At 59.3% G+C, this 26,198-nt stretch carries 22 protein-coding genes, 1 pseudogene and 1 riboswitch; of the genes and pseudogenes, 9 read left to right on the top strand and 14 right to left on the bottom strand.

What is annotated here, in order from left to right:
- The first annotated feature begins 571 nt into the window (after positions 1–571).
- A complete protein-coding gene (locus ACVWVQ_RS01455) occupies positions 572–2,116 on the top strand; it encodes a glycoside hydrolase family 3 protein (protein WP_457506514.1) in 1,545 nt (514 codons plus the stop codon).
- A 21-nt stretch (positions 2,117–2,137) separates the two neighbouring features.
- On the opposite strand, the gene fabD is transcribed toward ACVWVQ_RS01455, so the two are convergent.
- From fabD to hmpF, 4 genes are all read right to left on the bottom strand, one after another.
- Positions 2,138–3,004 (bottom strand): ACP S-malonyltransferase, encoded by an 867-nt coding sequence (gene fabD / locus ACVWVQ_RS01450; RefSeq protein WP_457506513.1) that lies wholly within the window; start codon positions 3,002–3,004, stop codon positions 2,138–2,140.
- A 4-nt stretch (positions 3,005–3,008) separates the two neighbouring features.
- Complete coding sequence (locus tag ACVWVQ_RS01445; protein WP_457473582.1) at positions 3,009–4,010, bottom strand: beta-ketoacyl-ACP synthase III; 1,002 nt, start codon at positions 4,008–4,010, stop codon at positions 3,009–3,011.
- A complete protein-coding gene (gene plsX / locus ACVWVQ_RS01440; protein ID WP_457506511.1) occupies positions 3,997–5,121 on the bottom strand; it encodes a phosphate acyltransferase PlsX in 1,125 nt (374 codons plus the stop codon). The genes ACVWVQ_RS01445 and plsX overlap by 14 nt, the downstream gene beginning before the upstream one ends.
- 208 nt (positions 5,122–5,329) lie before the next feature.
- Positions 5,330–7,057, bottom strand: coding sequence for a pilus motility taxis protein HmpF (hmpF, locus tag ACVWVQ_RS01435; RefSeq protein ID WP_457506509.1), 1,728 nt, complete (start codon positions 7,055–7,057; stop codon positions 5,330–5,332).
- 283 nt (positions 7,058–7,340) lie between these two features.
- On the opposite strand from hmpF, the gene trpC reads away from it, so the two are divergent.
- The 6 genes from trpC (at position 7,341) to ACVWVQ_RS01405 (ending at position 13,581) form a co-directional block, all read left to right on the top strand.
- Entirely contained in the window at positions 7,341–8,261 is a 921-nt protein-coding gene (trpC, locus tag ACVWVQ_RS01430; protein WP_457506507.1) for an indole-3-glycerol phosphate synthase TrpC, read from the top strand.
- 65 nt (positions 8,262–8,326) lie between these two features.
- A complete protein-coding gene (locus ACVWVQ_RS01425; protein ID WP_414357589.1) occupies positions 8,327–8,566 on the top strand; it encodes a DUF5340 domain-containing protein in 240 nt (79 codons plus the stop codon).
- Between the two features lie 64 nt (positions 8,567–8,630).
- A complete protein-coding gene (locus ACVWVQ_RS01420; protein ID WP_457506505.1) occupies positions 8,631–8,825 on the top strand; it encodes a heavy-metal-associated domain-containing protein in 195 nt (64 codons plus the stop codon).
- 112 nt (positions 8,826–8,937) lie between these two features.
- Positions 8,938–11,253, top strand: a complete 2,316-nt coding sequence (locus ACVWVQ_RS01415) for a heavy metal translocating P-type ATPase (protein ID WP_457506503.1) — start codon at positions 8,938–8,940, stop codon at positions 11,251–11,253.
- 127 nt (positions 11,254–11,380) lie between these two features.
- Positions 11,381–11,516, top strand: a riboswitch (cobalamin riboswitch).
- A 30-nt stretch (positions 11,517–11,546) separates the two neighbouring features.
- Positions 11,547–12,590, top strand: coding sequence for a sirohydrochlorin chelatase (locus tag ACVWVQ_RS01410; protein ID WP_457506501.1), 1,044 nt, complete (start codon positions 11,547–11,549; stop codon positions 12,588–12,590).
- Positions 12,591–12,687: 97 nt separating this feature from the next.
- Positions 12,688–13,581: a hypothetical protein gene (locus tag ACVWVQ_RS01405; protein WP_457506498.1), complete on the top strand. Its 894-nt coding sequence runs from the start codon at positions 12,688–12,690 to the stop codon at positions 13,579–13,581.
- A gap of 8 nt (positions 13,582–13,589) precedes the next feature.
- Here ACVWVQ_RS01405 and ACVWVQ_RS01400 read toward each other — a convergent pair whose 3' ends face one another.
- From ACVWVQ_RS01400 to obgE, 4 genes are read right to left on the bottom strand one after another with little or no spacing between them, the layout of a single operon-like run.
- Positions 13,590–14,207, bottom strand: coding sequence for a PAP/fibrillin family protein (locus ACVWVQ_RS01400; RefSeq protein WP_457506496.1), 618 nt, complete (start codon positions 14,205–14,207; stop codon positions 13,590–13,592).
- A 55-nt stretch (positions 14,208–14,262) separates the two neighbouring features.
- Positions 14,263–14,976 (bottom strand): L-threonylcarbamoyladenylate synthase, encoded by a 714-nt coding sequence (locus tag ACVWVQ_RS01395; RefSeq protein WP_457473574.1) that lies wholly within the window; start codon positions 14,974–14,976, stop codon positions 14,263–14,265.
- 18 nt (positions 14,977–14,994) lie between these two features.
- Positions 14,995–15,369: a hypothetical protein gene (locus tag ACVWVQ_RS01390; RefSeq protein WP_238376778.1), complete on the bottom strand. Its 375-nt coding sequence runs from the start codon at positions 15,367–15,369 to the stop codon at positions 14,995–14,997.
- A gap of 60 nt (positions 15,370–15,429) precedes the next feature.
- On the bottom strand, positions 15,430–16,473 hold the full coding sequence (obgE, locus tag ACVWVQ_RS01385; RefSeq protein ID WP_414342608.1) for a GTPase ObgE: 1,044 nt from the start codon (positions 16,471–16,473) through the stop codon (positions 15,430–15,432).
- A gap of 196 nt (positions 16,474–16,669) precedes the next feature.
- Here obgE and ACVWVQ_RS01380 point away from each other — a divergent pair, with 196 nt between their 5' ends.
- Positions 16,670–17,638 (top strand): 30S ribosomal protein S1, encoded by a 969-nt coding sequence (locus ACVWVQ_RS01380; RefSeq protein ID WP_457506494.1) that lies wholly within the window; start codon positions 16,670–16,672, stop codon positions 17,636–17,638.
- Positions 17,639–17,848: 210 nt separating this feature from the next.
- Here ACVWVQ_RS01380 and ACVWVQ_RS01375 read toward each other — a convergent pair whose 3' ends face one another.
- From ACVWVQ_RS01375 to ACVWVQ_RS01365, 3 genes are all read right to left on the bottom strand, one after another.
- A complete protein-coding gene (locus ACVWVQ_RS01375) occupies positions 17,849–18,721 on the bottom strand; it encodes a hypothetical protein (RefSeq protein ID WP_414383135.1) in 873 nt (290 codons plus the stop codon).
- A gap of 44 nt (positions 18,722–18,765) precedes the next feature.
- Positions 18,766–19,734, bottom strand: a complete 969-nt coding sequence (locus ACVWVQ_RS01370; RefSeq protein ID WP_414342593.1) for a CobW family GTP-binding protein — start codon at positions 19,732–19,734, stop codon at positions 18,766–18,768.
- Positions 19,735–19,900: 166 nt separating this feature from the next.
- On the bottom strand, positions 19,901–20,350 hold the full coding sequence (locus ACVWVQ_RS01365; protein ID WP_414342591.1) for a VOC family protein: 450 nt from the start codon (positions 20,348–20,350) through the stop codon (positions 19,901–19,903).
- 195 nt (positions 20,351–20,545) lie between these two features.
- Between ACVWVQ_RS01365 and topA the strand changes: the two genes are divergently transcribed.
- Positions 20,546–23,341, top strand: a complete 2,796-nt coding sequence (gene topA / locus ACVWVQ_RS01360; protein ID WP_457506491.1) for a type I DNA topoisomerase — start codon at positions 20,546–20,548, stop codon at positions 23,339–23,341.
- A gap of 60 nt (positions 23,342–23,401) precedes the next feature.
- Here topA and ACVWVQ_RS01355 read toward each other — a convergent pair whose 3' ends face one another.
- The 3 genes and pseudogenes from ACVWVQ_RS01355 to ACVWVQ_RS01345 form a co-directional block, all read right to left on the bottom strand.
- Complete coding sequence (locus ACVWVQ_RS01355; RefSeq protein WP_457443114.1) at positions 23,402–23,602, bottom strand: hypothetical protein; 201 nt, start codon at positions 23,600–23,602, stop codon at positions 23,402–23,404.
- 37 nt (positions 23,603–23,639) lie between these two features.
- Positions 23,640–24,809 carry a SpoIID/LytB domain-containing protein gene (locus tag ACVWVQ_RS01350; protein ID WP_457506489.1) on the bottom strand — a complete coding sequence of 390 codons (1,170 nt, stop codon included), beginning with the start codon at positions 24,807–24,809 and terminating at the stop codon, positions 23,640–23,642.
- Between the two features lie 42 nt (positions 24,810–24,851).
- Positions 24,852–26,108: pseudogene (locus ACVWVQ_RS01345) on the bottom strand (B12-binding domain-containing radical SAM protein); the annotation flags it as partial.
- Positions 26,109–26,198 lie beyond the last annotated feature (90 nt).

Here is a 26,198-nt window from a genome sequence, read left to right as displayed (position 1 = left end):
TTTGGGTAGGTTTTCTCTCACTCACAACTCCTCTTTTTTTAAGGAGAAAGGGGAGCTAGAACCAACACAAAGAACAAAGAACGCCTTAGAGACAATTTTACTGCACTATTTCACTGCACTTCATCACTGCACTTCAAGATGACTCTGGTGTACTGCTGAGGTTACAGTTCTTTACACCATTCCTCCAGTATGGCCACAACTACAAGTCAATCGCCACTCTAAACCTGCAAGAGCCACTTCAGCTAGAAATTGCAGGAGCCCCGCACTGTACCCGTAGGGTCGGTGTCGGGAGGAATGCTATAATAATACTGTGGACACCAGAAACGGTTGTTTAAGGCACTGGTAACGGTCGATTGGGGGTGCTGTAAACCACCCCAGAGGCTCGTGGTTGGCTTGCTAACTGCAGGGCTACTAAAAGCCCGCTCCGTGTTGATGTCGGGTAGTTTACGCTCATCCTGACCGGCTTTCTTGGCAGCGACGCCCAAGGACATCTGCTTTGACATGCTCGATAGGACTCCGTCCCGCTGACGCGAAAGGACCCCGTCCCGCTGCCGCAGTGGATCCCAGGGCTTTGAGCCTTGAGGAGAAAGTGGGGCAACTGTTTCTGGTTTATTTTGAGGGAGCTGAGTTTTCCTCCGCTCTCGAGGAGATGATCCGGGACTACCACGTGGGCGGGCTGATCTTCTATTCGATTGCCGGCAACATTCAAACGTTGCCTCAGGTGGCCCAGCTTATTGCCGCGGCTCAGGCACAAGCCCTTGTCCCCCTGTGGATAGCCATTGATCAAGAGGGGGGGCCGGTGGTGCGCCTTACCGAGGGGGTGACGGTGTTCCCCAGCGCCATGGCAGTGGCAGCAGCGGGATCCCTGGCAAAGGCGGAAGCTATGGCCCGTGCGGTGGGAACGGAGCTGAAAAGTTTGGGGTTTAACCTCAACTTCGCCCCTGTTGTGGACGTGAACAGCAACCCCCACAACCCCATCATCGGCATCCGAGCCTTTGGGTCAGACCCGAAACAGGTGACAGATTACGGCCTCGCCCTGTGGCGCGGCTATCGGCAAGCCGGGATCCTCTGTACGCCCAAACATTTTCCCGGCCATGGGGACACCGATATGGATTCCCACCTGGGGTTGCCGCGGGTGGATCGCCCTCTGGAGGCGCTACAGACCACGGAATTGCGCCCGTTTCAGGCTTTGATCCGGGCAGGGGCAGAGGCGATGATGACGGCGCATGTGGTGATGCCGGCTCTGGGATCCGTCGGCGACAGCGGGACGAAGTCCTTGCAACCGGCAACGCTGGCCCCTGAGGTGGTGTCCGGCTGGCTGCGGCAGAAGCTGGGTTTCAAGGGTCTTGTCCTGACGGATTCCCTGACCATGGGGGCCATTGCCCGCACCTACGGCATTCCCGAAGCGGCAGAACTGGCCTTTAGGGCAGGGGCCGATGTGCTGCTGTTTGGGGCAGATCCCGGCTTTAGCCCGGCCATCCAAAAAGAAGCCTATACCCATCTGCTGCGGGAGTTCCGTGCCGGTCGTTTGTCGGTTGAGCAGTTGGATCGGTCAGTGGAGCGAATTTTGACCTTGAAGCGGCGCTACGGATTGGGATCCCCCTGCCCCCCTTTCCCCCCTGCCGGCTTGGAAAACCACCGGGCACTGGCCCGCCGAATCGCCCAAGACAGCATCACCCTAGTACGGGGATCCCTGCCTCCCTTGGCCCCTGACCCGCTGCTTATCACCCCTGTACCTTTGTTGGGGGAGCTGCTGCAAAAAGCCTGTCCCGCTGCCCAAGTGTTCTCCATCCCTCTGGATCCCACCCCCGAACAGCAGCGGATTGCCCAAGAAGGGGCTCAAAGGGCTGCGCAGGTGCTGGTGGGATCCCTGGAGACGTGGCGGCATCCGGCGCAGAGGTTGCTGCTGGGATCCCTTCCGCCGGAAAAGGTGATTGGGTTGGCCTTGGGATCCCCCTACGATGCCTTTGCCCTGCCCCAGATCCCGGTTTACTTGGCCTGCTACGGCACTACCCCCGTCTCTCTACAGGCGTTGCTGCAGGTGTTGTTGGGACAGATTCCGGCCCGGGGTCGCCTGCCGGTTGGATCCCACCCGGAGGGATCCTGGTCGCGTTAGCGGAGCTCCATAGCAGATCCCCTAGCTGCTGAGGTTGCTGAAATTGCACCGCGTCAGGGTCGGCACCGTTCGCCTCACCAAGCCCGTCAGCACGTTGCCGGGGCCGATTTCCCACACCTCTTGGATGCCGTCGGCGGCCATCTGCAACACGGTTTCTCGCCAGCGGACAGGGGCAGTCATCTGGGCCAGCAGCGCCTGCTTAAGGGCTTGCGGATCCCGGCTGGCGGTGGCAGTGCAGTTGCTGTAGACGGGCACTCGCGGCGGCTGAAAGTCAACAGCGCGCAAGGTGTGGGCAAACTCCTCGGCAGCAGCCTGCATAAAGGGCGAGTGAAAGGCGCCACTTACCTTGAGGGGAACGGTGCGCTTGGCCTGCAACTGCTCACAGACGGCTTGCACCCCCTCCACTGAGCCGCTGATCACCACCTGATCCGGGCTGTTGTCGTTGGCAAGGGTGACATCGGGGATCATCTGGCACAGGTGCTCCAGCTTGTCGCGGTCAAACCCCATCACTGCCGCCATGCTGCCCGGGGGATCCCCTGCGGCTTCCATCAGTTGGCCCCGCAGCGCCACCAGCCGCAGGCCGGTTTCGAAATCAAACACGCCGGCAGCGTAGAGGGCGCTGTATTCTCCCAGACTGTGGCCAGCAGTGCAGGCAGGAGCCTGTCCCTGGGCGTAGAGATAGTCCGTCAACAGGGCCGATACGGTGAACAAAGCCGGTTGTGTGTAGCCGGTCTGGTGGATCTGGTCTTCCGACAGAGCTAAGGGATCCCATCCCAGCATCTCACGGGCCAAAGCCAACTTCTGGGCTGCTCCCTGCCAGTTCCGCAAGTCCCTTCCCATGCCCACCGCTTGGGATCCCTGGCCGGGATAGATCCAGGCAACGGTCATCAATTCACTTCCCCCAACGAAACACAATCGCCCCCCAGGTGAGGCCGGCACCAAAGCCCGCCATTACCCCCAGATCGCCGGCGCCAAAGCGTCCCTGCTCGATCCAAGTGGCCAAGGCAATTGGCACCGAAGCGCCCGAGGTGTTGCCGTAATACTCTAGGACGCTGGCCACCCGCTGCGGATCCAGCTGCAGGCGCTTGGCTACCGCATCGAGAATGCGCTGGTTGGCCTGATGAATAAAATACCCCTGCACCGCCTCCGCCGGGATCCCAGCCCGAAAGAGAGCCTTCTCGATGATCTCCGGCACCGCCTGGACGGCAAACTTGTACACCTCGCGGCCATTCATGGTGATGGGGCAGCAGCGATACTGCCCCACCTGCAGGGATCCCACCAGGGGCTTGGCCTCTGTAGCCATGGACAAGCTGAGTAGCTGGCTACCACTGCCATCGCTGCGCAGCTCAATGCTGAGGATCCCGCCGGTTTCCCCCGCCTCCAGAACCACTGCCCCAGCCCCATCTCCAAACAAGACACAGGTGGTGCGATCCGCCCAGTCCACCGTGCGGGAGAGCACATCCGCCGCCACCACCAAGGCCCGCCGATACAGCCCGGTTTGCAAAAACTGCGCTGCCGTGGCCACTGCAAAGACAAAGCCCGTGCAGGCTGCCGTCAGATCAAAGGCCACCGCCCGCGTTGCTCCCAGAGCTGCCTGCACCTGAGGGGCCGAGCCAAACCGATCGACACCGGTGGAAGTGGCCAGCAGGATCAAATCCAGGTCTTGAGGCAAGATCCCGGCCTGAGCCAAAGCGGCCTTGGCTGCCTGGACCGCCAAATCCACCAAGCTCAGCTCAGGGGGCAGAATGCGCCGCTGACGAATGCCGGTGCGGGGCCAGATCCATTCGTCGGAAGTTTCGACGATCTGGCCGAGATCGTCGTTGCTCAGGCAGGGATCCGGCAGGGCAGCCCCTGCCCCCACCAGCCGCACGGTCGGGAGGCTATGGCTGGGCATCTTCCACGGGTTCGGGACAGCGGGAGGAAGTCCTTTCCAGGGATCCCAACGGCAACACTTCCGGGCCAGAGCCAGAGTAGACCTGAAGGGGCCGGGTGCGCCGCCTGGGGTTGGATTCAGGTTCGCGAGGGTCAACCATTTCCGCCTGCAGCCGCTGTAGGATTTTCTGTTCTGCCGCCTCTTTGGCCAGGCGAATGGCGTGGTAGACCATCGGCGCCTTGGAGCTGCCGTGGGTAATCACGCAGATGCCGTTGACGCCGAGCAGCAAAGCACCGCCATACTCCACGTAGTCCATGCGCCGCTTTACCTGCTTGAGGTTGGGCCGGAGCAGCCAGCAGCCCAACTTGCCGCGCCAACCGCGGGGCAGCTCCTCCCGCAGCACCTGGGTGATCACCTGTCCGACGCTCTCGGCAAACTTGAGGAGGGCATTGCCCACAAAGCCGTCGCACACCACCACATCAAACTCCCCGGTCAGCACATCCCGCCCCTCGGCATTGCCGGCAAAATGGATCCCTGGCAATTGGGCCAGGCGCTGGTGGGTGGCCAGAGCCAAATCATTGCCCTTGTTGGGCTCCTCGCCGATGTTGAGCAGGCCCACCCGCGGCTTCTCGATCCCCAGCACGCACTGGCAGTAGAGGGATCCCATGCGGGCAAACTGCTCCAAAAAGCGGGGCCGGCAATCCACATTGGCTCCCACATCCAGCAGCAGCACCGGCTTGCCTCTTAAAGTGGGCAGAAGAGCACCAATGGCCGGGCGATCGATCCCTGCCAGCCGGCCCAAATTCAGGTAGGCCGCAGCCATCGCTGCTCCGGTATTCCCGGCGGCCACCACGGCATCCGCTTGGTTGGAGCGCACCTGTTGCATCGAGATGTTGATGGAGGCTTTGGGCTTTTTGCGCACCATCAGCGGCTCTTCCGCCATGCCCACATCCTCTTCGGCAGGCACAATGGTGATCCCAGCAGGCAAGGGCTGAGGCAAAAAGGGCTTGAGGGACTCTGGACGACCGACCAGCGCAATCCCGACCCGCAGATGCCGATGGGCCAGCAAGGCGCCCTTGATGATCTCTTCGGGAGCGTAGTCGCCCCCCATCGCATCAACCGCAATTCGCACAAGCTGACCTCACACTGGAATATCCTTGGCAACTGCAAGCAAGAAGCGGGGCAAAACGCACTAACCTCTGCAGTCCCCTCGCCCGAGAATTGGGAGCCCCAGTGGCTGCAGGGTGCTAGCGAATTTTACCAGATTTGTTTTCCTCAATTAAGGCCGCAGTTCCGCTTGCGCCGGTTCTCCCCACCCCCCACAGGAAACTTGAACTCCCTCACGCCTGCGCGAGGGTAGCCAGGAGAAAGTGTACCTGTTGGACGTGGGCGTGTGCAGTGGAGTTTCTGGCCTGGTGTTGGCCCAGCTCCGTCTCCAACTGCGCCAATTCTCCTGCCAACGCTGCCCACCGATCCCGCTCTGGGTAGAGGGTGGCCTGCAGGTGATTCAGGCGACCCCAGGTTTCTGCCATGGCCTGGGCGCGCGCCCGCAGGGATCCCTCCTCTTGCTCCAGGTGTTGCCACTGCTGCTCCAACTCTTGCCGTTGGCGGGCGAGCTGCTCCTGCTGAGAAGGCAAGGACGATTCCAGTTGTTGAATGAGGGTTTGCAGACGACCTTTTTCTTGGAGAAGATCCTGCTTCTGGCTGCCGATCTGTTCCAGGAGCGGCCCAATATCGACCTGAACCGGGGCAGCAGCTTGATTTTGCAGCTGTCTAAGGCGGGCTTCCTGGCGGGTCAACTCTTCATACTCTCGCTGCAGGTTTTTTTCCTGAGGCAGCAGGGCTTCTTCCAAAGCACTGCAGGCAGACTGGGCATAGTCGATATCCATCTCGATGTCAAACCGCTCCTCTGGAGAGGCGCTGGCCAGCCGCTCTTGCAGCTCCCGCAGGGTTTGCCGGTTTTGCTCCAGTTCGGCCCGCTGCTGGCTGACCTGGGCCGCCCGCTGCTCGTAATCTCGGCGCAGTTGGCTGACCAAAGCCGCCAGCTCCTCGACCGAGATCGCCGGCTCCCCAGCCCTGCCGTTGCTGCTGCCATCGACGATAAAGTCGTACTCCTGCACCAGACGAGAGGCTTTCTGGTATAGGCTCTCTTGAGATTGCAGCTGCTGGAGAATCCTCTGCAGGTGCTCTTGATGGGCTCGCAGGGATCCCTGTCGAGTTTGCCACTCTGCTTGGCTTTGCTCCAGGGATTGTCGGGATCCCCACCAAGCGGTGTGGCGTTCTTGCCAAGCGCGGTAGTCTCGATCCAGCTCGTCTTGCCGGATCTGGGCCTGCTGACGTTCTGCTTCCAGTTGGGCAATCTGTTGATTCAAGTGCTCCTGCTGCTGCTGAATGTGGCTTTTCAAGCTTTGCAGAAGCGCCAAGGGATCTCCAGCCGGATGCAGACTCTCCTGGAGCTGTTGCATCAAAGCCTGTAGCTGCGCTGCTTCTGCCTCCCCCAAGCGGCTGGAGCGAGCTTCTTGCAATTGAGCTTCCAACTCTTGCCGCTGTCGATTCAGAGCTTCCCGCTGTTCTCCGATCAGCCGCTGTTGTTCGGCCAAGTAAGCTTGCTGGGCTGCCAGCTCCTCTTTGAGGCTGTCCAGGAGTTTGCGATCTTCCTCTACGGCTTTGTATTGCTCGTACAGCCGCTGCACCTCTTCTTCTTGGGCTGCCAGATCCATCTCGCGGCGTTTAAGCTCATGGGCCTGAAAGGTGAGGGACTGTTTCCAAACCTCGATCTCCTCTTCCTGGCTGCGGGCTTTGAGCTGAAGTTGGCTGAAGTTTTGCAGGTAAGTCACCAGTTGGCGAGCAGCTTCGCTGATGCGGGCGACCTGACGGCTGCCGGAGATTTCCGCCAGCACCAGCGACCCATCCTTGAAACGCCCGGCCTCCTGGGCAATGCGGCCTTCCAGGGTAATCGATTCTTCGTTCACGGCCACCCAGGTATTGTCCTGCTGCTGCTTGGCCAGCAATTGTAGAGACGACTTAGCAAACCCAATCGGCTTGGATAGCTCTGCCAGGTACAGCACGCCTGAACTCCTTCAAAACAGCATGGACAACGCCAATCCCAAACCCTAACCCCACCGAGCCCTCGCCCCTGGCTGGGGAACAATGAACGGCTGCCGGAGTAGGGCTCCCCAAGGCGCAAAAGATGGCATCAGACTCTATACCTTACCGCTCTAGACTCAACCATAGGCTAAAAAAAGCACCTTCGCCAGATGAGTTTTGGGGATGTCCGGGGTAGCTATTCAAACCGGTGGCGGAGCACTAAGGTAGTCTAGGGTGTGGTGTAGGGTTCTGCTCAGGGTTTGTATGGAGCTGCAAGGTGAGCCGCTTTCTATTCGTCGGCGTTCTCCTGCCCCGCCGGTGGTCGTAGCCTCTCAGGTGTACCAGACAACAGCGCCGGAAGCCAAGCCGCGCCACATCTTGGAAGAGATCGTCTGGCATAAAGAGCAGGAGGTGGAGCGGCAACGGGAGCAGCTTCCCCTCAAGGAATTGCAACGGCAACTGGATCAAGCCCCGCCGGTGCGGGATTTTGTGGCGGCCCTCACCCAGTCGCCTCACCCTATCTCTGTGATTGCCGAGGTCAAAAAAGCCTCTCCCAGCCGCGGCGTTCTCCGGGATCCCTTTGACCCGGTGGCCATTGCCCAGAGCTATGAGGCCGGTGGGGCCAGTTGTCTCTCGGTGCTGACGGATGAGCGGTTCTTTCAGGGCAGTGGCGAGTATCTGCGGCAGATCCGTCAAGCGGCAGGGATCCCCATCCTGTGCAAGGAGTTCATTCTCTACCCCTACCAAATCCTCTGGGCCCGCGCCTTGGGGGCGGATGCGGTGCTCTTGATTGCCGCCATTCTCTCCGATGCGGATTTGGGCTACTTTCTCAAGCTGATTCGGCAATTGGGCATGGCGGCTCTGCTGGAGGTGCACACCTCCCAAGAGTTGCAGCGGGTGCTGCGTTTGCCCCAACTGCAAGAGTCCAGAGGGCAGGTGCTCATTGGCATCAACAATCGCGATCTGAGAACCTTTACGGTGGACTTGAACACAACGCGCGACCTGTTGGCCGCCCACTCGGATCTCCTCGGCGAGCTGCCCATTGTCAGCGAGTCCGGCATCCATACCCCTGCCGATTTGCAGCAGTTGCGGGCCTGGGGGGTGCGCTCTGTGCTCGTGGGGGAAGCTCTGGTGAGACAGCCGGATCCCGGCCAAGCTGTGCGCCACCTGTTGTCATCTCAGTGAATGAGAACCCTCCATCATATGGATCTCTGTTAAGAACAATGGATCTCTAAGGATTGCTCAGACCGATGAAACGTATTCCTGTGCCGGCTCACATCCACTACGAATTTCTGCTGCGGGTATTGGAGCGGCAAACCTTTCCGGCAGTGGAAGAACAGGATTTCGGCAACCGAGCCCGCACGCAAGAGCTGATCAACTCTCTGCGCAAAGCCCTCACCCAACAGGTGCAACTGGAAGAAGACTGGCGACAGCGGGGCTATCAGGTGGACTACCGCTGGAATATGGACGAGCCTCAGACTCCCCCTTGACCTTCCAGTCCACTGTAAGGTTTAGCATCCTTTCAGTGGCATTGGGTTGGGGAGGTTTCCCAAGATGCAGGTTGTTTTGACAGTGCCCAAGCTGGCCTGTGCGGCTTGCGTGGACACCATTGCGCAAGCGGTGCGGCAACTGGATCCCCAGGCCCAGGTGGAAGGGGATCCCAAAACCAAACAGGTGCGGATTACTTCTGGGCGGTCTGTGGGCGATTTGCGGCAGGCCCTCACCCAGGTGGGATATCCCCCGGCCTAGTCAATTTTGGGCCGGGAACGGTCGGGCGTCTGTTTTGAATTTCTGTACAGATGGCTGCCTTCGCCCTGCCCAGGGTGGAGAGTAGCTGTCGTTTCATCAACAAGGTGTTGCCATGTCTGCCCATAAAGGGTCATCGGGTGCACTATCGGCCTCTGCGCCTTCTCCTGAGGGCACTTGGCAGTTGGCCCTGCAAGGGATGAGCTGTGCCTCCTGCGCCCGCAGCATCGAACAGGCCCTCACTCAGGTGCAGGGAGTATCCTCCGGATCCGTGAATTTTGCCAGTGAGCAGGCCACCGTCAAAGGGGATCCCCGGCTGGTGGATCCGCAGGCGTTGATTCGGGCGGTGGAGCGGGTGGGGTATCGGGCGCGCCTCATCCAAGAGGATTGGCAACTGGACGATCCGACAGACCCAGAGCGGATCGCCCAACGGGCCGCAGAACGGGAATTGAAGCTCAAGGTGGCGATGGGGGTGGGCATCAGCACGGTGCTGGTGATCGGATCCCTGCCGATGATGCTGGGAATGGAAATCCCGGGCTTTCCCATGTGGCTGCACAATCCTGGGTTGCAGTTGCTGCTGACGGCTCCGGTGCAGTTTTGGGTGGGCAGGCATTTTTACCGGGGAGCCTGGGCTGCTTGGCAACGGCGTTCAGCGGATATGAACACGCTGGTGGCCTTGGGGACGAGCGCGGCTTTTTTCTATTCTGTTTTCCCAACGGTTTTCCCCGACTATTTTCACCGGCAAGGACTGCACCCGGATGTCTATTATGAGGTGTCGGCGGTGGTCACCACCCTGATTCTGGTGGGCAAGTGGATGGAGCAACGGGCTAAGGGGCAAACCTCCGAAGCCATTCGCAAGCTGATCGGGCTGCAACCGAAAACGGCAAGGGTAATTCGCCATGGGGTGGAGCAGGATATTCCGATTCGGGAAGTGCAGGTGGGGGATCGGATCCGAGTGCGCCCCGGAGAGAAGGTGCCGGTGGATGGGGTCATTCTAGAGGGATCCTCCAGCCTCGACGAGTCCATGGTGACCGGCGAGAGCCTGCCTGTACTCAAGTCGGCGGGGGATGAGGTGATTGGGGCAACGCTGAATCAGACGGGCAGCTTTGTGATGGAGGCGCGGCGGGTGGGCAAAGACACGGTTCTGGCCCAGATCGTGCGCCTGGTGCAGGAAGCCCAGGGATCCAAAGCTCCGATTCAACAGTTGGCGGATCGGGTCACCTCCTGGTTTGTGCCGGCGGTGATTGGGGTGGCAGTTCTAACTTTTGTGCTCTGGTGGGTGCTGGCCGATAACCTGACGCTGGCCTTGGTGAACACGATTGGGGTGCTGATCATCGCCTGCCCTTGTGCGCTGGGGTTGGCAACCCCCACCTCGATCCTGGTGGCCACGGGACGAGGGGCAGAATTGGGGATCCTGGTGAAAAGTGCCGACAGCCTGGAATTGGCCCACCACTTGCGCACGGTGGTCTTGGACAAAACCGGCACCCTGACCGAAGGTCGCCCTACCGTCACCGATATTTGGGCCCACGGCTCCTCTCCCCTGGCGGTGTTGCGCCTGGCAGCGGCGGTGGAGCGGCACTCGGAACATCCTTTGGCCCAGGCGGTGGTGCAGAAAGCCGAAGCGGAAAAAATTGCCATCCCTCCTGCCCAGCATTTTCAGGCAAGGATAGGCAGTGGGGCAGAAGCCTGGGTGGAAGACCAGTGGATCCGCATCGGTCGGCTGAGCTGGCTACAGGAGATGGGGATCCCCTGGGATCCCTCTTGGTCAGAGCGGGTTCAGAATTGGGAAAGCCAGGGCAAAACGGTGATCGGCGTAGCCCAATCCCAGAGCCTGGTGGGGCTGTTGGCCATTGCCGATCCGCTCAAACCCACCTCTCCTGAGGCAGTGCAACACCTGCAACAGATGGGTCTAGAGGTGATCCTGCTAACCGGGGATAACCCCACCACGGCCCAAGCGGTTGCTCGGCAAGCAGGCATTCAGCGGGTAATTGCCCAAGTCCGTCCGGATCAGAAGGCAGCTTACATACGCAGCCTAAGACAACCGCGACGGCGGGTGGCGATGGTGGGAGATGGCATTAACGATGCTCCGGCTCTGGCAGAAGCCGATGTGGGGATCGCCATTGGTACAGGTACGGATGTGGCGATGGCCGCCAGCGATATTACCCTCATGTCGGGAGATCTGCGCGGAGTCGCCACTGCCATTCAACTCAGCCGGGCCACCCTCAACAACATCCGCCAGAACCTCTTCTTCGCCTTTATCTACAATACGCTGGGGATCCCGATTGCCGCTGGGGCGCTCTATCCCTTTACAGGCTGGCTGCTCAACCCCATGCTGGCCGGGGCGGCAATGGCCCTGAGTTCCATTTCGGTGGTCGCCAATGCCCTGCGCCTGCGACACTTTCAGCCCCCCAGACCAGCGGGCCGGCGTTAGGCCCTCTCCCAGGGGCAAGGGGGATTAGCGCGGCAACAGTTTTGCTGCCCTTTGAGCATGAGTCTGCCGTACCGCTCATGCCTCAGGGCTATCTTCTGGCAGACAAGGACATCCCCCCCGGGAGCTTGGTGAACGACAAGCGGCAAGCTAACCTAAAAGGCTCAGGCAGACTGGGGAAAGCGCGGTGCAAGTCCGCCACTGTGACGCAACTGTGATGGGATCCCTCCCTCAGCCAGAACACCCACCTGCCGTTGTCCTGTACCCCTTGCGATTCACAAGGAACGGAGTTTTTTGTGTTGAATACCCTCAGTGTTTCCCCTCCCCTTTCGGTTGGGCAGCTCGCTTCTCCTTCATTGCCCCTATTGCTTATCGGCCACGGATCCCGCGACCCCCAAGGGCAGCAAGCCTTTCTGGAGCTAGCCCAGGCTTACCAAGCTCTCACCCCCCATCGACCGGTGATCCCCTGCTTTCTGGAGCTGACCCAGCCAACCATTGCCCAGGGGGTAGAGCAGTGCTTGGCCCAAGGGTGGCAGGAGATCGTGGCCCTGCCGCTGTTGCTGTTTGGGGCCCGCCACAACAAGTTCGATGTGACGATGGAACTGGATCGCCTGCAGGCCCTCTATCCCCAGTTGCGCATTCATTACGGTGGGCCGCTGGGGATCCGCATCGAGATCCTGCAACTGCTGCGAGACCGATTGGCTGCTCTGATAGCTGCCCAACCGCGGCGGATCCCAGAGGCAGAAACCGTGCTCCTATTTGTGGGTCGCGGCTCCAGCGATCCTGAGGCCAATGCCGAAGCCTGTAAACTGGCTCGGCTGCTTTGGGAAGGATCCGGGTTTGCCGCTGTGGAGACCTGCTTTATCGGCATTACCCATCCCCGCCTGCCTGTGGGGTTGGAGCGGGCCTCGTCCTGGCATCCGCGTCGGGTGATCGTGCTGCCCTACTTTCTGTTTACGGGGGTGTTGGTGAAAAAAATCGAGGCGGCAGTGGAACAACAACGACAACGACAGCCGGAAATCGACTGGCTGATGCTGCCGGAATTGGGCCTTGTGGACACGGTGCTGCACAGCCTGCAGCAACTGGAGCAGGAAGCCCTGCAGGGCCAAACCCCGATGAACTGCCACCTGTGCAAGTTTCGCCTGGCCGTGAGCGCAGAGGTTGGAGCTGGATCCAGCCATCACCACCCTCACGAGCCTCATGACCACCATCACGGGCACGGATCCCATCACCACCCTCATTCTCACCATCACCCTCAGCACGGCCACACCCACGCAGCGGCTGGGGATCCCTGGGCCCAATTAGAGGGCTACCACCAACGGGCATGGCAGGTGCCCTAAGAGGGAAACAGAGGCTGCTGGCGGGATAAACTGAGTGCAGACAGGCCATTTTTGAACCTGGTTTTCCCGCTCTAGCGGTTGTGATGACGAAAAAACGATGATGCTCTCCCGCTCCTCTTGGGTTTCAGGTGCCGCTGCCGCGGGGAGCGGGATCTTTGTTTTCGCCCTGGTGGTGGGGCTGCTGGATCAGATCCTGCCCACCCTGCCCAAGGTTTCCCTCTCCCTGGCCGGGATCCCTGGGATCCTGGCTGGAATTGGGTCTGCCTATGGGGTTTGGCGGGTGGTTCAGATGGGTCTGCAGTCGGGCTCCTGGACTGATTTTCGGGCCTCGCTGGTAGCGGCTCTGTCTCCCTTTGATCCCGCCGATTATGGCGGCAACCCTCGGCAACCCGAGGAGGATTCTCTCCCTTTGCAGTCGGTTGACGAGGATCCTCAAACCCAGATCCGCGATCGACAAATTCTTGATCAAGCTGAGCAGCAGACGGAAACTGAAACCGAAGTAAGCGAACACACTCAAGTAAGACTGCAGGGCGAGCAGCACCAGGATCAAGCTTCGCAGGCCAAGGCCCAACAGTTGCAGCCCCTACAAGAATTGTCATCACCTTCTTCCCCAAGCCCTGAGTCGGCAAAACCCACACCAGAGCCAGAGCTCAACCAAAAACTTCGCCAACTCCAGATGCAGGTCGCCACTCTGAAAATAGAACTGGAACTCCAAGAAATCCAACTGCAGCAGTTGGAGGTGAGGCGGACTCGGCTTCAGCAGCAGAAGCAGAAACTCAAGCACGTTCTGCGTCGCACGGCGTCCGAAAATCAAAGGCTGCGCTTCTTACAGGAGCAAAAAGCCCGGCAACTGGAGCAAACTCAGCAAGAGCTGCAAGCTTTGCGGGAGTCCTACCGCGCCTTGCAAGTTCTCCAGGAAATAGGCTTCACCCTAACCCAAAACCTATCTCACAAAATAGCCGAAACGGAACCCTCTAAGCCCTCCGGCTAGCCGAAGTCTCAACTCACCCGTTTCAGGACAAATACACTCCCCTCGCTGCCCCGACCCAGCCGCAAGTCTTCATCCAAATAGGTGATATCCAGCCAGCCCGTTGGCTCGCGGCGGCGGATATCGATTTGAATAGCCGGGATCCGCTCCGGAGCCCGCTCGAGCAAATAGAGAAAACTCTCGATCTCGTAGCTCATCAAAGCTTGGGATCCGAGCACCAATCGCTCGAAAATCACCCTCACCCGGCGCTCAGATTCGGGGTAAAAGCGCGCTGATACAGCCAAGACTCCCCGTGGCATCCAAGCCTCCAGCCAACCGGATCCCTGGATCTCCGCCACGTTGAAGACCCGTCCAGCTTTGGCCCGAATACACTGGTAGATCGCCCCGGTGGTGAACAGGGGCAAATTGGCCAGCCGCAGCAGAGCTGTGCTCGTGGTAAATAGGGTGAGCCAGTTCCCCTCCAACCCTTCAGCAGCAGATGTTGGTTTGGGGGTGGGGTTGAGCGCTTCTAGGGCGGCAATCTGAGACAGGATCTGGGCTTGCTGCTCAGGGGAAACTTTCCGGCCCCGGTCGGTTGCCTCCAGTAGGTGCAGCAGAGCCGATTTTTGCTGAGCCAGGGCCTCAGACATGGGCACACTCCGAAGGCACTGACCCTATTTTAGAGAACGCGGGATCCCTCTGCCCTTAACCGTCTTCTCCCACCAGTTTCAGGTTCAGATCTGCCACCTGCTCATACCCCAGCCCGGCCCGCACCACCAGCGGCTCGGATCCGGTCAAATCGATTACCGTAGAGACCTTGGCCCGACGGGGGGCATCGTCATCCAGCACCAGATCCACCTGTTTTTCCAACTGCCGCATCTCTTCAGCCGCAAAGATCCCACCCTCATCCCAGGGGTCGCTCTCCCACTCCCAGGCTTGCCCAAAACTTAAGCCCAGGGATCCGACGGGATCCCCCCCCAGCTTGGCAGAGGTGGAGACAATTGGATTGCCCAACTCTTCCAGCAAAGCCTGACAAATGGCCGAGTCGGGCACGCGGATGCCGGTGGTTTTCCGTTTGGGCTCCATCACCAACTTGGGCACCAGCTTGGTGGCCGGCAACAGAAACGTAAACGGGCCCGGGATCAGCCGCCGCATCAGCCGATAGGCCGAATCGGTTACCTGGGCATAGTGGGCAATGCGTGAGAGAGAAGGGCACAAAAAGGTAAGAGGCTTGTCGTTGGAGAGCTGCTTGATACGGCGTACCCGCTCCACTGCTTGTTTGTGGGTCACATCGCAGCCAATGGCATAGACTGTATCGGTGGGGTAAAGCATCACCGCCCCCTCCCGCAAAGCCGCTGCAATCCGCCGGATGGAACGGGCCTGGGGCTGTTGCGGATGCAGCTTAAAGTACTCGGCCATCGGGCAGATGGGAAGAGGTCAAGACTGGGAGCAGCTACCCCCCAGGGGGTTTTCCACAAGAGGGCGGGGGGTCGGTGGCACCGACGCGGGCGGGGATCCCTGAGATTCGGGCCAGTCCTTCAGTTGTTGCATCAGGGCTTGGATGTGCAGACGGGGCAGATAGGGCCAGTCGCCCGCTTCTTCCAAATCCTGAAGCACCCGATACAGAGCTTGACGGGTGTTGGGCAAAGACTCCCGAAAGGCACCTTCCAGGATCGCGCGGTGCAACTCCTCCAGCAGCCGCAGGAGCATCAGCAGCTCCACACACGCTCCCGCCCTCGCCTGAGCCGCCTGTTCAACGGCCAACATAATCTGACGCAAATCCGGTGGCAGATCCTCCGCCGAGATATACATGGCCACTCGTCTCTGGGTTCTGGGAAGGCAGGGGCTTTCCCATTCTAAGATTCTTCTGCCCTAGGACTGGATGGATTTTGCCCCCACAAGATCCAACTGCGCAGGCTGTTGGGATCCCCGACCCAGGCACTGCCACACCCGCTGCAAGAGGGCATCCAGCCCCTGCTTGGCAATCGCAGAAATGGTCACCACCGAAGTGCCGGCAGCAGCAGACAGCCTCTGGGCGCGCTCGGCAACCTGCTGGGGATCCAGAACATCGATCTTGTTCAAAACCAGGATTTGTGGCTTATCGATTAACCCGTGGCCGTAGGCGCGCAGCTCCTGCTGAATAACCTGGTAATCCTTGACGGGATCCGCCGCCGTGCCATCCACCAAATGAATCAGTACCCTGGTACGCTCCACATGGCGCAAAAACTCATGGCCCAGCCCCACCCCCAAGTGCGCCCCCTCGATCAGCCCCGGGATATCGGCAAACACCACCCCATCTCCCGATGGATGGGGCACCACCCCCAAATTGGGCTGCAACGTGGTGAAGGGGTAGTCAGCAATCTTGGGCCGGGCAGAGGAGACCACCGAAATCAGAGTGGACTTGCCCGCATTGGGCAGGCCGACAATGCCCACCTCGGCAATCAACTTCAGCTCCAGGCGCAGGCGCACCCGTTCTCCTGCTTCGCCCTTGGTAAATTGGCGGGGGGCACGATTGTGGTTGCTCAAAAAATGGGCATTGCCCAAGCCGCCTTTGCCCCCACGGGCTACCAGCAATTGATCCCCTTTGCCCACCAGATCGCCCAACAATTCCCCAGTCTCCGCATTGAACACCACAGTACCGCAGGGCACCCGCACCAGCCGATCCGCACCACTGGCCCCGCTGCGATGGTTGGGCCCCCCTTTGGCCCCGTGTTCCGCTTTGATCACCGGTTGAAAGCGAAAATCCAACAGAGTTTGCAGGCCGGGATCGGCCACCAGGATCACTGAGCCGCCCCGCCCTCCATTGCCGCCGGATGGCCCCCCAGCCGGCACATACTTTTCACGGCGGAAGGCAACGATGCCATCTCCGCCATTCCCCCCTTGCACTTCAATTTCGGCTTGGTCGATAAAGTGCAATCGTTCTTCTCCCAAATCTTCTATCTTCCAGCTTGGCAAGATCCCCGGAAAACTTGCCACAAAAGACGCTCCTCTAAGCTACGATGGTATTTCCCAGCCACATCCTCCCCAGGTGGGAAAGTGGAAGTGGGATCCTGCCAAACTCGATTGGCCTTCTACCCTTTATCCCGCGCAACTGATCTGTTACTGCACCCCTATGAGTCGATTCACTGCTGCCGATGTAGGTTTTACCACTGAAGACTTTGCCGCCCTTCTGGATAAGTACGACTATCACTTCAGCCCTGGCGAAATTGTGGCGGGTACAGTCTTCTCGGTGGAGCCACGCGGTGCCTTGATCGATATCGGGGCCAAAACGGCTGCCTTTCTGCCACTCCAGGAGATGTCGATTAGCCGCCTGGAAGACCCGCACGAGATGCTGCAGCCCGGAGAAACCCGCGAGTTTTTTATCCTCACCGAAGAAAACGAAGAGGGACAACTCACTCTTTCCATCCGTCGCATCGAGTACATGCGGGCCTGGGAACGGGTACGGCAGCTCCAGAAAGAAGATGCCACCGTTCGCTCAACCATTTTTGCCACCAACCGAGGTGGAGCCCTGGTGCGGATTGAGGGGCTGCGGGGCTTTATCCCCGGATCCCACATCAGCAGCCGCAAGCCAAAAGAAGAGCTGGTGGGCGAAGAGCTGCCCCTGAAGTTTCTGGAGGTGGACGAAGACCGCAACCGCCTGGTGTTGAGCCATCGCCGCGCCTTGGTGGAGCGGAAGATGAACAAGCTGGAAGTGGGCGAGGTGGTGGTCGGTACGGTGCGGGGCATCAAGCCCTATGGTGCCTTTATCGATATTGGCGGCGTCTCTGGCCTGCTGCACATTTCCGAGATCTCCCACGATCATGTCGATACGCCCCACAGCGTCTTCAACGTCAACGACGAAGTGAAGGTGATGATCATCGATCTGGATGCGGAGCGGGGACGGATCTCGCTGTCCACCAAGCAACTGGAGCCCAATCCCGGCGACATGATTCGGGATCCCAAGCTGGTTTACGAGAAGGCCGAGGAGATGGCAGCCAAGTACCGCGAGCAACTGTTGGCCGCTAAGCAAGGACAAGCGGTAGAGGCCCCACCGGAAGTGGTGGAAGAGGAGCTGGAATACGCGGCGACGGCTGTGGAATGAGGGCAAGCTTGGCGCCATCTCTGCCTGCGATGAGACTGAGGTTAGGAGCCTTCAGCTCCGTTGGCGTGGGTGGCTCGTGGGAGCGGGGCAGCCCAGGCTCCTAGGGGGACGGGTACTGCTGCTGTGGCGAAGTAGGCCGACGGCGCTCACGCAGGGCTGCAAACCTGCGCCAGTAACGGGAATCCCCCGCTCCTGAGCTTGAGGAGCTGGTCAAAGACTGTAGATCTGCCCATCCATGAGCAGATGGGTGATGCCTTTCTTTTGCAGTTGGGTGCGCACAATCTCCAGAATGTAGCCGGGAAACTGGATTACCCGGTAGGGTGGGTAGGTGTTGCTGCCCCGACGGCTCATTTCGGAAAAGCGGCGGGCCACCTTGTGGTTGTCGAAAATGGGCAGCGTATTGGCGTTATCCATCCCTTCGATGGGCAGGGATCCCGAGCCAAAGAATTCTTTGAGAGGGCGGGTGGTCAGTTCTTGGTAGCGGTCAACAACGACATAGCAGGTTTCCGGTAGGGTGAGCTCTTCCAGGGGCAACACCTGAATTTGATAGCTGGGATCGGTGAGGGGATCCTCTTCTGGCCCATCTTCATCTTCTAGGAGATAGTCAGGGTCGTCCTCATCCTCGTCTTCGAGGTCACGGTCTTCTTCGGTCTCTTCCTCATCCTCTTCCCCGACATCCTCCACATCTTCCTGAAGCTCAGCCGCCAACTGCAGTTCTTCTGGGGGCAGTTTTGGCAGAGACTCTGTTCCAGCGGTGTTATCCTCGCCTTCGTCGTTTGCGTTCGGCTGCAGCGAGGGAGATGAAAAAGGCAGCTCCGGCTCCAGCGGCAAAATCTGCTGCTCTGGGGCTGGGATCCCGCCAACAACAGCTTTTTCCCCCATGTCTTTGCGGCGGGCAGCCGAGCGTTTGAGATGGATCAACCGCTGATACTCATCGGCAGCGATATTTTCCTTCAACACGCGGGTGATGGTGGTGATGCTCACCTGAAATTGCTCCGCCAATTCGACGGCGGTCGCTGCCGAGCCGCGGTAGGCGCTAACAATTTGCTGTTGTTCTTGCTCTGAAAGTTTGCTGCGAGCCATCCCAGATCACTCAATCCAAAAACCGAAAAAACTGAAGAGGATCCTTAGCCAGCGGCGGTTGCCCCGCACACCCGGCTGAGGCCGGCAGCCAGCTGTTCCGGCTCCAGCCCTTTGCCAATCAACACAATTTTGGACAAGCGGGGCTCATCGGGATCCCAGTCCCGTTCCAGAAAAAGGGTTTGCCGCTGGCCCACTTGATGGAAGATAACCCGCTGCGGCTCATCCACAACCCACAGCACCCCCTTGGCGCGAAAAAGGGTCTCGGGCATGTCTTGTAGCCAATCGCGAAAAGCCGCCAAATCCAGCGGCTGCTGCAGTTGAAAGCTCACCGATTGGATCCCGTCTTCCTCGAGGTGATGGCTATGGTGGGCCTCAGTCTCTGCATTGGGGAGCCTGGGATCCCACAATTCTGGGCGGAAGGCATGCACATCCAAGATGCGGGCCAGAGGCACCTGGGCATGGGTGGTGAGCAGGCAAGGGGCAGCGGGGTTGTAGCGGCGCAGATCGAGAAGGATCCGCTCTCGTTCGGCTTCGTCGATCAAATCCACCTTATTGAGCAACAAAATGTCAGCGCTGCCGATCTGGTGGGCGGCGGTTTGCGAGCGCTGGAAATTGCGCCAGTATTCGGCACCGTCAACCAAGGTCACCACGCCATCCAGGCGCAACTCCTCATGAAAGACCCTCTGCACAAATAGCTCGGTCACCTGCCTGGGATCCGCCACGCCGCTGGTTTCCACCACCAGATAGTCCAACGCCTGGGCATGCTGGAGCAGCTGGCGGGCCGCCCGTTCAAAATCCTCTCGCACCGTGCAGCAGAGGCAACCATTGTTGAGCTGCATCAGCCCCCCCTCGGGCATGTTGACCAACTCGCCATCGATGGAAATCTCGCCAAACTCGTTGAGGATAACCCCAATGCGCAACCCATGCTCCTCTTCCAAGATGCGCTTGAGCAGCGTGGTTTTGCCACTGCCCAAAAAACCTGTCAAAATCGTCACCGGAAGCTGAGCTTTCATATCAGGTGAGGCTGAACTGACAAGCGGCCAACAAACCCTTCTCTCAAGTTCCCCAGAAGCTCTACTAGCTTAGCTTTAGGGTTGGCTCTCCAGGATCTGGACAAGGGGGAACGACCGCTCCCACCCAAATTAGATCCTCTAACCCATCAACTAGTTATCCAACTATTTATTTATTAATGTCCTCTGGGCGTTGGGGCAGACTCTCTCCTGAGGATCCCTGGGGACGAATGAGCTCGATCGGCAGGCCATCGGGATCGGCGATGAACGCCACTTCATAGACCTGGCCCCCAATTTGCTGGAGCTGGGGCGGCAGCAGCAGGGTAAGGGGCACTTGCGCTCGCAAATGTTCTAGGTAGTTGGCCAGGGATCCCCATTCGGGGCCCACCTCAAAAGCGGGGTGATAGTAGCCCACATAGTGGGGATCCCCAAAGGGATCCGGGGCAGGATGGGGCTGCGGCACTTGCATCAGCTCCAAACGCCCCCAGGGGCCGCGCATCCAGCAGGCCAGCGTGATCCCGGCAGTAAAGCGTTCTTCCACCGCAAAGCCTAGCCCCTCGTAAAAAGCGATGGAGCGGAAGATATCGGCGGTGCGAATGGAAAAATGGTGTAGTTTCATCGTCCTGCAAAGCAGCCAGATGGGGCCAGACCGCTCGGATCATCGCCGATGACGGCTGGTCAAGCGCAGGTAGACTTGCTACGCTCCAGAAAAGTAGGCTGTCTATCTTAAGCACCTCTTGCAGTGTATGCTGGCCCGCCCAATCCTTGGGGCGGGAAATGCGACAACCTAAGCCGATTGCTGCCAACCTCAATTATGCCTAAGCTGGTCATTGTCGAATCTCCCACCAAAGCCCGTACCATCCGTGGGTTCTTGCCTGCGGGGTATGAGGTTCAGGCCTCGATGGGACATGTGCGGGATCTTCCCGATTCGGCATCTGAAATTCCAGAAGAATTGAAAGGAGAAGAGTGGAGCCGCCTGGGGGTCAATGTCCACGCCGACTTCGAGCCCCTCTACGTCATCCCCAAGGACAAAAGAAAGGTGGTCAAGGAGCTGAAAGAGGCCCTCAAGAAGGCGGACGAGCTGATCCTGGCCACCGACGAAGACCGCGAAGGGGAAAGCATTAGCTGGCACTTGCAGCAGGTGCTGCAACCCAAAGTGCCCACCCGCCGCATGGTGTTCCACGAGATTACCCGCGAGGCCATTCAGGAGGCGCTGCAAAACTGCCGTGAGGTGGATGAACAACTGGTGCGTGCCCAGGAGACCCGCCGCATCTTGGATCGCCTGGTGGGCTATACCCTGTCGCCGCTGCTGTGGAAAAAAATTGCCCCCAAACTCTCGGCAGGGCGGGTGCAGTCGGTGGCGGTCAAGCTTTTGGTGGATCGAGAGCGGGAGCGGCGCGCCTTCAGAAAAGCCTCCTACTGGGATCTCAAAGCGGAGCTGCAGCCCAAAACGACCGTCGCCGGCCAGCAGGCTGTCTTTCCAGCAGAGCTGGTGAGCTTGGGTGGCAAACGCCTGGCCAATGGGCAAGACTTCGATCCCAGCACCGGCCAGCTCATTGCCGGGCGGGATGTGGTGTTGTTGGATCAGGCCCAGGCCGAGGCCCTGCGGGATCGCTTGCTGGGAAAAGCCTGGATCGTCAGCTCTGTGGAAGAGCGCCCCTCCACCCGCAAACCTGCCCCTCCCTTTACCACCTCCACCCTGCAGCAGGAGGCCAACCGCAAGCTGCACCTGTCGGCCCAGCAGACGATGCGCATTGCCCAAAAGCTCTACGAAGAGGGCTACATCACCTACATGCGCACCGATTCGGTACACCTGTCGGAGCAGGCCATCCGCGCTGCCCGCGCCTGCGTGGAGTCGATGTACGGCAGAGAATATCTCAGCCCCGAGCCCCGTCAGTACACCACCAAAACCAAAGGGGCGCAAGAAGCCCACGAGGCCATTCGTCCTGCTGGATCAGAGTTTCGCCTGCCCAGCCAAACCCCCCTCTCCGGCCAGGAGCTGGCCCTCTACGACCTGATCTGGAAGCGCACCGTCGCCAGCCAAATGGCTGAGGCGCGGCAGACCCACACCATCGTACTCATCGCCGTAGACGATGCGGTGTTCCGGGCCAGCGGCAAGCGCATCGATTTTCCCGGCTTTTTCCGCGCCTATGTGGAGGGATCCGACGACCCAGAGGCGGCTTTGGAAGATCGGGAGGTGCATCTGCCTCTGTTGCGGCAGGGGGATCCCCTCCGCTGCCAGAAGCTGGAACCCGTTGCCCACGAAACCCAGCCTCCAGCCCGATATACGGAAGCCTCCTTGGTCAAGGTGTTGGAAAGTGAGGGCATTGGCCGCCCCAGCACCTACGCCACCATCTTGAATACGATCATGAGCCGTGGCTACGTCAGGCCGATGGGGAATGCCCTCGTGCCCACCTACACAGCTTTTGCAGTCACCGAGCTGCTGGAAAAATACTTTCCCAACCTGGTGAACACCCGCTTCACCGCCGAGATGGAGCAAACGCTGGACGACATCGCTTCTGGACAGGCGGAGTGGTTGCCCTATTTGCGCCATTTCTTCTTGGGCGAGCAGGGTCTTGAGGGACAGGTAAAGGCCCGCGAGCTGGAAATTGATTCCGGCCTGGCCCGCTCCATCCATCTGGAGAACCTGCCCGTCAAGATCGGCATTGGCCCCTATGGCCCCTATGTAGCAGTTGAAACTGAGTCTGGAGAGGTGCGCGCCAACTTGCCGGAGGATATTCCCCCCGCCGATCTGAGCCCAGAACACATTGCGGAGCTAATCCAGCGGAAGCAAGAAGGCCCCAAGCCCATTGCCTTTCACCCGGAAACCCAGGAGCCAATCTATGTGATCCCGCAGGGCCCCTACGGCCCCTATGTGCAATTGGGAGAAGTTTCTGAGGACAACAAAAAACCCAAGCGCACCTCTCTGCCCAAAGGGCTGAAACCGGATCAGGTTACGCCAGAGATCGCCTTGGGGTTGCTGAGCTTGCCCCGCACCTTGGGGGAACACCCGGAATCGGGGAAAAAGGTGCAGGCCGGTATTGGCCGCTTCGGCCCCTACGTGGTCTGCGATGGCGATTTTCGCTCTCTGCCCGCCGAGGAGGATGTGCTGACCATCAGCCTGGAGCGGGCGCTGGAGCTGCTGGCCCAGCCCAAGAAAAGCCGTGGGCGCGCCTCGGCCAAGCCGCTGCGGGAGCTGGGATCCCATCCTGAGGATGGTGAGCCGGTCAATCTGCACGACGGCCCCTACGGGCTGTATGTCAAACATGGCAAGGTCAATGCCTCTTTGCCCAAAGGGATCCCTGCCGAAGCGGTTACCCTGGAAATGGCCCTGCAGGTGCTGGCTGAAAAAGAAGTCTCTTCTGCAGAGGTCAAGGGGAAAAGCCGCTCGACCGGCAAAGCGGGCTCCTCGGTCAGTAAAACCCAAGCCAAAGCTGCCTCCAGCAGCCCTACAGCCCAGCCGGCTGGAGATGCTGTGCCGCAGAAGCGGCGTAAAGCACAAACAACTTCCACCGGCGGCGGGATGGCCAAAGAGCCGCAAGCGAATGGGTCAGCCCAGGTGGGATCCCGTCCCACCATTGTGAAGATCACCCCCAAAGCCCCCGCCTGAGGTCAGCTTCTTGGGGTGCGATGGCCCAAGGTCGCCTGCTCAAGGTGGCTCAGGGATCGGCTATGTAGCAGCTTTGCTGACGAAACAACTGCTCCAAGGGCCACAAGCAGCGGCCACAGCGGCTTCCCGATTGGCAATGCAACCCATTGCTTCTGCAAACGGCAAGGGATCCTGCTGCTGGCACTTGAGAATCTGGGCGTGTTCCAGCTCACTGCAGTAGCAGTAGGCAGGATGGCGACGATGGGGGTGTGCAAGGGACACGGGAGTAAATGAGAGTTGGAGTCGGGGCCAACAGCCTTCAGCTCAACGTTATCACCTGGGTGCCGGGGAAGTAGTGATTGAGAATTTGCGGCGCTGTGTAGCCCTTCTCGGCCAAGCCACGGGATCCCCACTGACACAGTCCCACCCCATGCCCGGCTCCGCGATAGGTAAAAAGGTACACTTCCTGCTGGCCGGCCTTTGGCTGGAGACGTTCCCACGTGAAGCGGTTGCTGGGGAGGATCCCCCAACCCAGGGTTTGGCCAAGGCGCAGCACAAACTCTTGGCCAGTCAACAGTTGGGATCCAACGCGGATGCGCAGGGGGCGACCCCAGGGATCCGACTGCACAATCTCCAGATCGCCGTTGCCCAAGGCTTGCTCCAACTCCCGTCGGCTGAGCCGGACGCTGTGAGGGCCATAGAAAGGAGAGGCACGACACCCGTCACAGATCACCCCTTGTAGGTAGGGGCGGGCGGGTGGGGCAAAAATATCCTGGTTGGCACTGGTGTGACCGCCGCAGGTGGAGTGAAACAGAACCTCTATCGGCTGGCCGGCATGGGTTAGGATCTGCCCTCGGGTTGCCTGCACCGCAGCAGTGGTCGCCGCCGTTTCATAGGCCAGGCCACCATAAAACTGGTGGGCGGTGGAATCCTGCAATAGCCTTATCGAGGTAGAGGGCCATTCTCTTCTGGGGCCGGGGCACAGATGGGGAACGGCCAAGGTACGGGCCAAGATGGCTTGCGCCTGCAAGGCGGCAGCTGGCCAGTCGGCGGGCATTTCGCTGGGCACCAAAGCCAGCAGATAGTCTTCCAACTTCACCCAATTCACCAGATGCAGGCGACCTAAACCCTTGGGACGAATCTGTACCCAGCCCCGATAGCGACGCTCCTCCCCTGCGAGGGAGCGCAGAGCTCCCCCCTGTAGCCAAAGGGATCCCTGGTAGCGACGAGGCTGTCCCGGCCCGGTCAGAAGGAGCTCTTGGCGGCGAACCTGTAACTTCCAGGTGCCTGTTGGAAAAGGCTGCTGATTTAAAACAAAAGGGCCCATCAGCTCCAACTCGACCAAGGGATCCGCACTCCAGCGGCTGAACAGCTCCACGGCCAGCCAATCTCCGCGCCCGGACGTTTGGGCCTGCCGAGAGCCTCCCCAAACAGCCCACAGGGATCCCAGCACCATCGCCCCCAACTGTCGTCGCCGCATAGGCCCCATCTGGGCATCCTCTATCGATAGACCATTCCCCCAGAAATACTGTCAAGATGAGCCGGCCAGCAAAGGATCGTATCCCAGTTGCTGGGTAAGCCGGGCGCGGGCCAATTCCCGATATTCCCAAAAGTGTTCTCCTGCAGCGCAGAGGCCCAAATATAGGTTCAGCAGGCTCGGTTTCTGTCGCCAAATCGTCCATAGCTGTCGCCAAAATTGGGCGCGAATTTCAGGGTGAAGGATCCCTTGCCGCCAGATGAGTTGTAGAAGCAGATGGATCCCTTTGCGAAGGGGCAGCTTCATCATTTGCCGTCGGCCATCTTTGATGCCGATATTCAGGCATTGTTGCAGGCAGCGAGACAAATATCGTGCAGGATCATACAATTTCCAAAAACTTTCCAGATATTCTTGAGCAATCTCCGATAGAGAACGGGTGGGAATAAAGTTCATCAGCGTATTTTGATCGCCGAACTCAGTAACGCCGATCCCTTCCAGCAAACGTTCCTCCTTCTTCAAGCGATTCCAGAGTTGCGTGTTTGGCAAAGCCTGTAAAATGCCTAACATCGGCTGAGGAATACCGGTTTGCTCGACAAAAGCCTGGATGCGATCCCCTGCTCCTGGCCGCTCTCCATCAAAGCCTAGAATAAACCCAGCGTAGATCAGCAGTCCGGCCTCGTTGATCTTGCGACAGGCTTCCACCAAAGGGTGACGGGTATTTTGTAGCTTTTGAGTCATCTGTAAGCTGTCTTGGTCTGGGGTCTCAATGCCCAAAAAGACAGCATAGAACCCCGCTTCTACCATCAACCTCATCAGATCTTCGTCTTCCGCCAGGTTGACTGAAGCCTCTGTCATAAAGGTAAATGGGTAATTGCGCTTCTGGCTCCAGGGGATCAGCTCTCGTAAAAATCGCTTGACGTTGCGCTGGTTGCCGATAAAGTTGTCGTCTACCACAAATACCGAACCCCGCCAACCCAAGTCATAGAGAGCTTGCAGCTCAGCTAGCATTTGACTTGGCTCTTTGGTTCTTGGCTTGCGTCCGTAAAGAGAGATGATATCGCAAAACTCACAATTGAAGGGGCAACCTCGTGAAAATTGGACTGACATCATGAAGTATTGATCCATACGCAGCAGATCAAACCTTGGCAAAGGACTTTGGGTTACATCCGGTTTTTCCGCAGCCCGAAAAATGCCCGACTCTTGACCTGCTTCTAGGGCCTTGACGAAAGCCGGTATGGTCACTTCCCCTTCGTCCAAAACCAAATAGTGAGCCCCGGATTCCAGGGCGTCTTGCGGCACAGAAGTTGGATACAGCCTGTTAAGGGCTCAAGGGGTACAATAGCAGCACTTAGCAAACCAACTTCGGAAGGAGGATGGATTGATCAGTAGTAAAGAAGTCTT

The sequence above is a fragment of the Thermostichus sp. MS-CIW-36 genome, from assembly GCF_054059035.1.
Note: the sequence above shows the minus strand (reverse complement) of the source record. Positions and strands in the feature narration are given on the sequence as shown.

What these genes read in the sequence shown, in the direction of transcription:
- fabD (WP_457506513.1), bottom strand. Translation starts at nt 3,004, where the DNA reads ATGACCGTTGCCTGGATCTATCCCGGCCAGGGATCCCAAGCGGTGGGC.
- ACVWVQ_RS01445 (WP_457473582.1), bottom strand. Translation starts at nt 4,010, where the DNA reads ATGCCCAGCCATAGCCTCCCGACCGTGCGGCTGGTGGGGGCAGGGGCT.
- trpC (WP_457506507.1), top strand. Translation starts at nt 7,341, where the DNA reads ATGGAGCTGCAAGGTGAGCCGCTTTCTATTCGTCGGCGTTCTCCTGCC.
- ACVWVQ_RS01425 (WP_414357589.1), top strand. Translation starts at nt 8,327, where the DNA reads ATGAAACGTATTCCTGTGCCGGCTCACATCCACTACGAATTTCTGCTG.
- ACVWVQ_RS01420 (WP_457506505.1), top strand. Translation starts at nt 8,631, where the DNA reads ATGCAGGTTGTTTTGACAGTGCCCAAGCTGGCCTGTGCGGCTTGCGTG.
- ACVWVQ_RS01415 (WP_457506503.1), top strand. Translation starts at nt 8,938, where the DNA reads ATGTCTGCCCATAAAGGGTCATCGGGTGCACTATCGGCCTCTGCGCCT.
- ACVWVQ_RS01405 (WP_457506498.1), top strand. Translation starts at nt 12,688, where the DNA reads ATGATGCTCTCCCGCTCCTCTTGGGTTTCAGGTGCCGCTGCCGCGGGG.
- ACVWVQ_RS01400 (WP_457506496.1), bottom strand. Translation starts at nt 14,207, where the DNA reads ATGTCTGAGGCCCTGGCTCAGCAAAAATCGGCTCTGCTGCACCTACTG.
- ACVWVQ_RS01395 (WP_457473574.1), bottom strand. Translation starts at nt 14,976, where the DNA reads ATGGCCGAGTACTTTAAGCTGCATCCGCAACAGCCCCAGGCCCGTTCC.
- ACVWVQ_RS01390 (WP_238376778.1), bottom strand. Translation starts at nt 15,369, where the DNA reads ATGTATATCTCGGCGGAGGATCTGCCACCGGATTTGCGTCAGATTATG.
- ACVWVQ_RS01380 (WP_457506494.1), top strand. Translation starts at nt 16,670, where the DNA reads ATGAGTCGATTCACTGCTGCCGATGTAGGTTTTACCACTGAAGACTTT.
- ACVWVQ_RS01375 (WP_414383135.1), bottom strand. Translation starts at nt 18,721, where the DNA reads ATGGCTCGCAGCAAACTTTCAGAGCAAGAACAACAGCAAATTGTTAGC.
- ACVWVQ_RS01370 (WP_414342593.1), bottom strand. Translation starts at nt 19,734, where the DNA reads ATGAAAGCTCAGCTTCCGGTGACGATTTTGACAGGTTTTTTGGGCAGT.
- ACVWVQ_RS01365 (WP_414342591.1), bottom strand. Translation starts at nt 20,350, where the DNA reads ATGAAACTACACCATTTTTCCATTCGCACCGCCGATATCTTCCGCTCC.
- topA (WP_457506491.1), top strand. Translation starts at nt 20,546, where the DNA reads ATGCCTAAGCTGGTCATTGTCGAATCTCCCACCAAAGCCCGTACCATC.
- ACVWVQ_RS01350 (WP_457506489.1), bottom strand. Translation starts at nt 24,809, where the DNA reads ATGGGGCCTATGCGGCGACGACAGTTGGGGGCGATGGTGCTGGGATCC.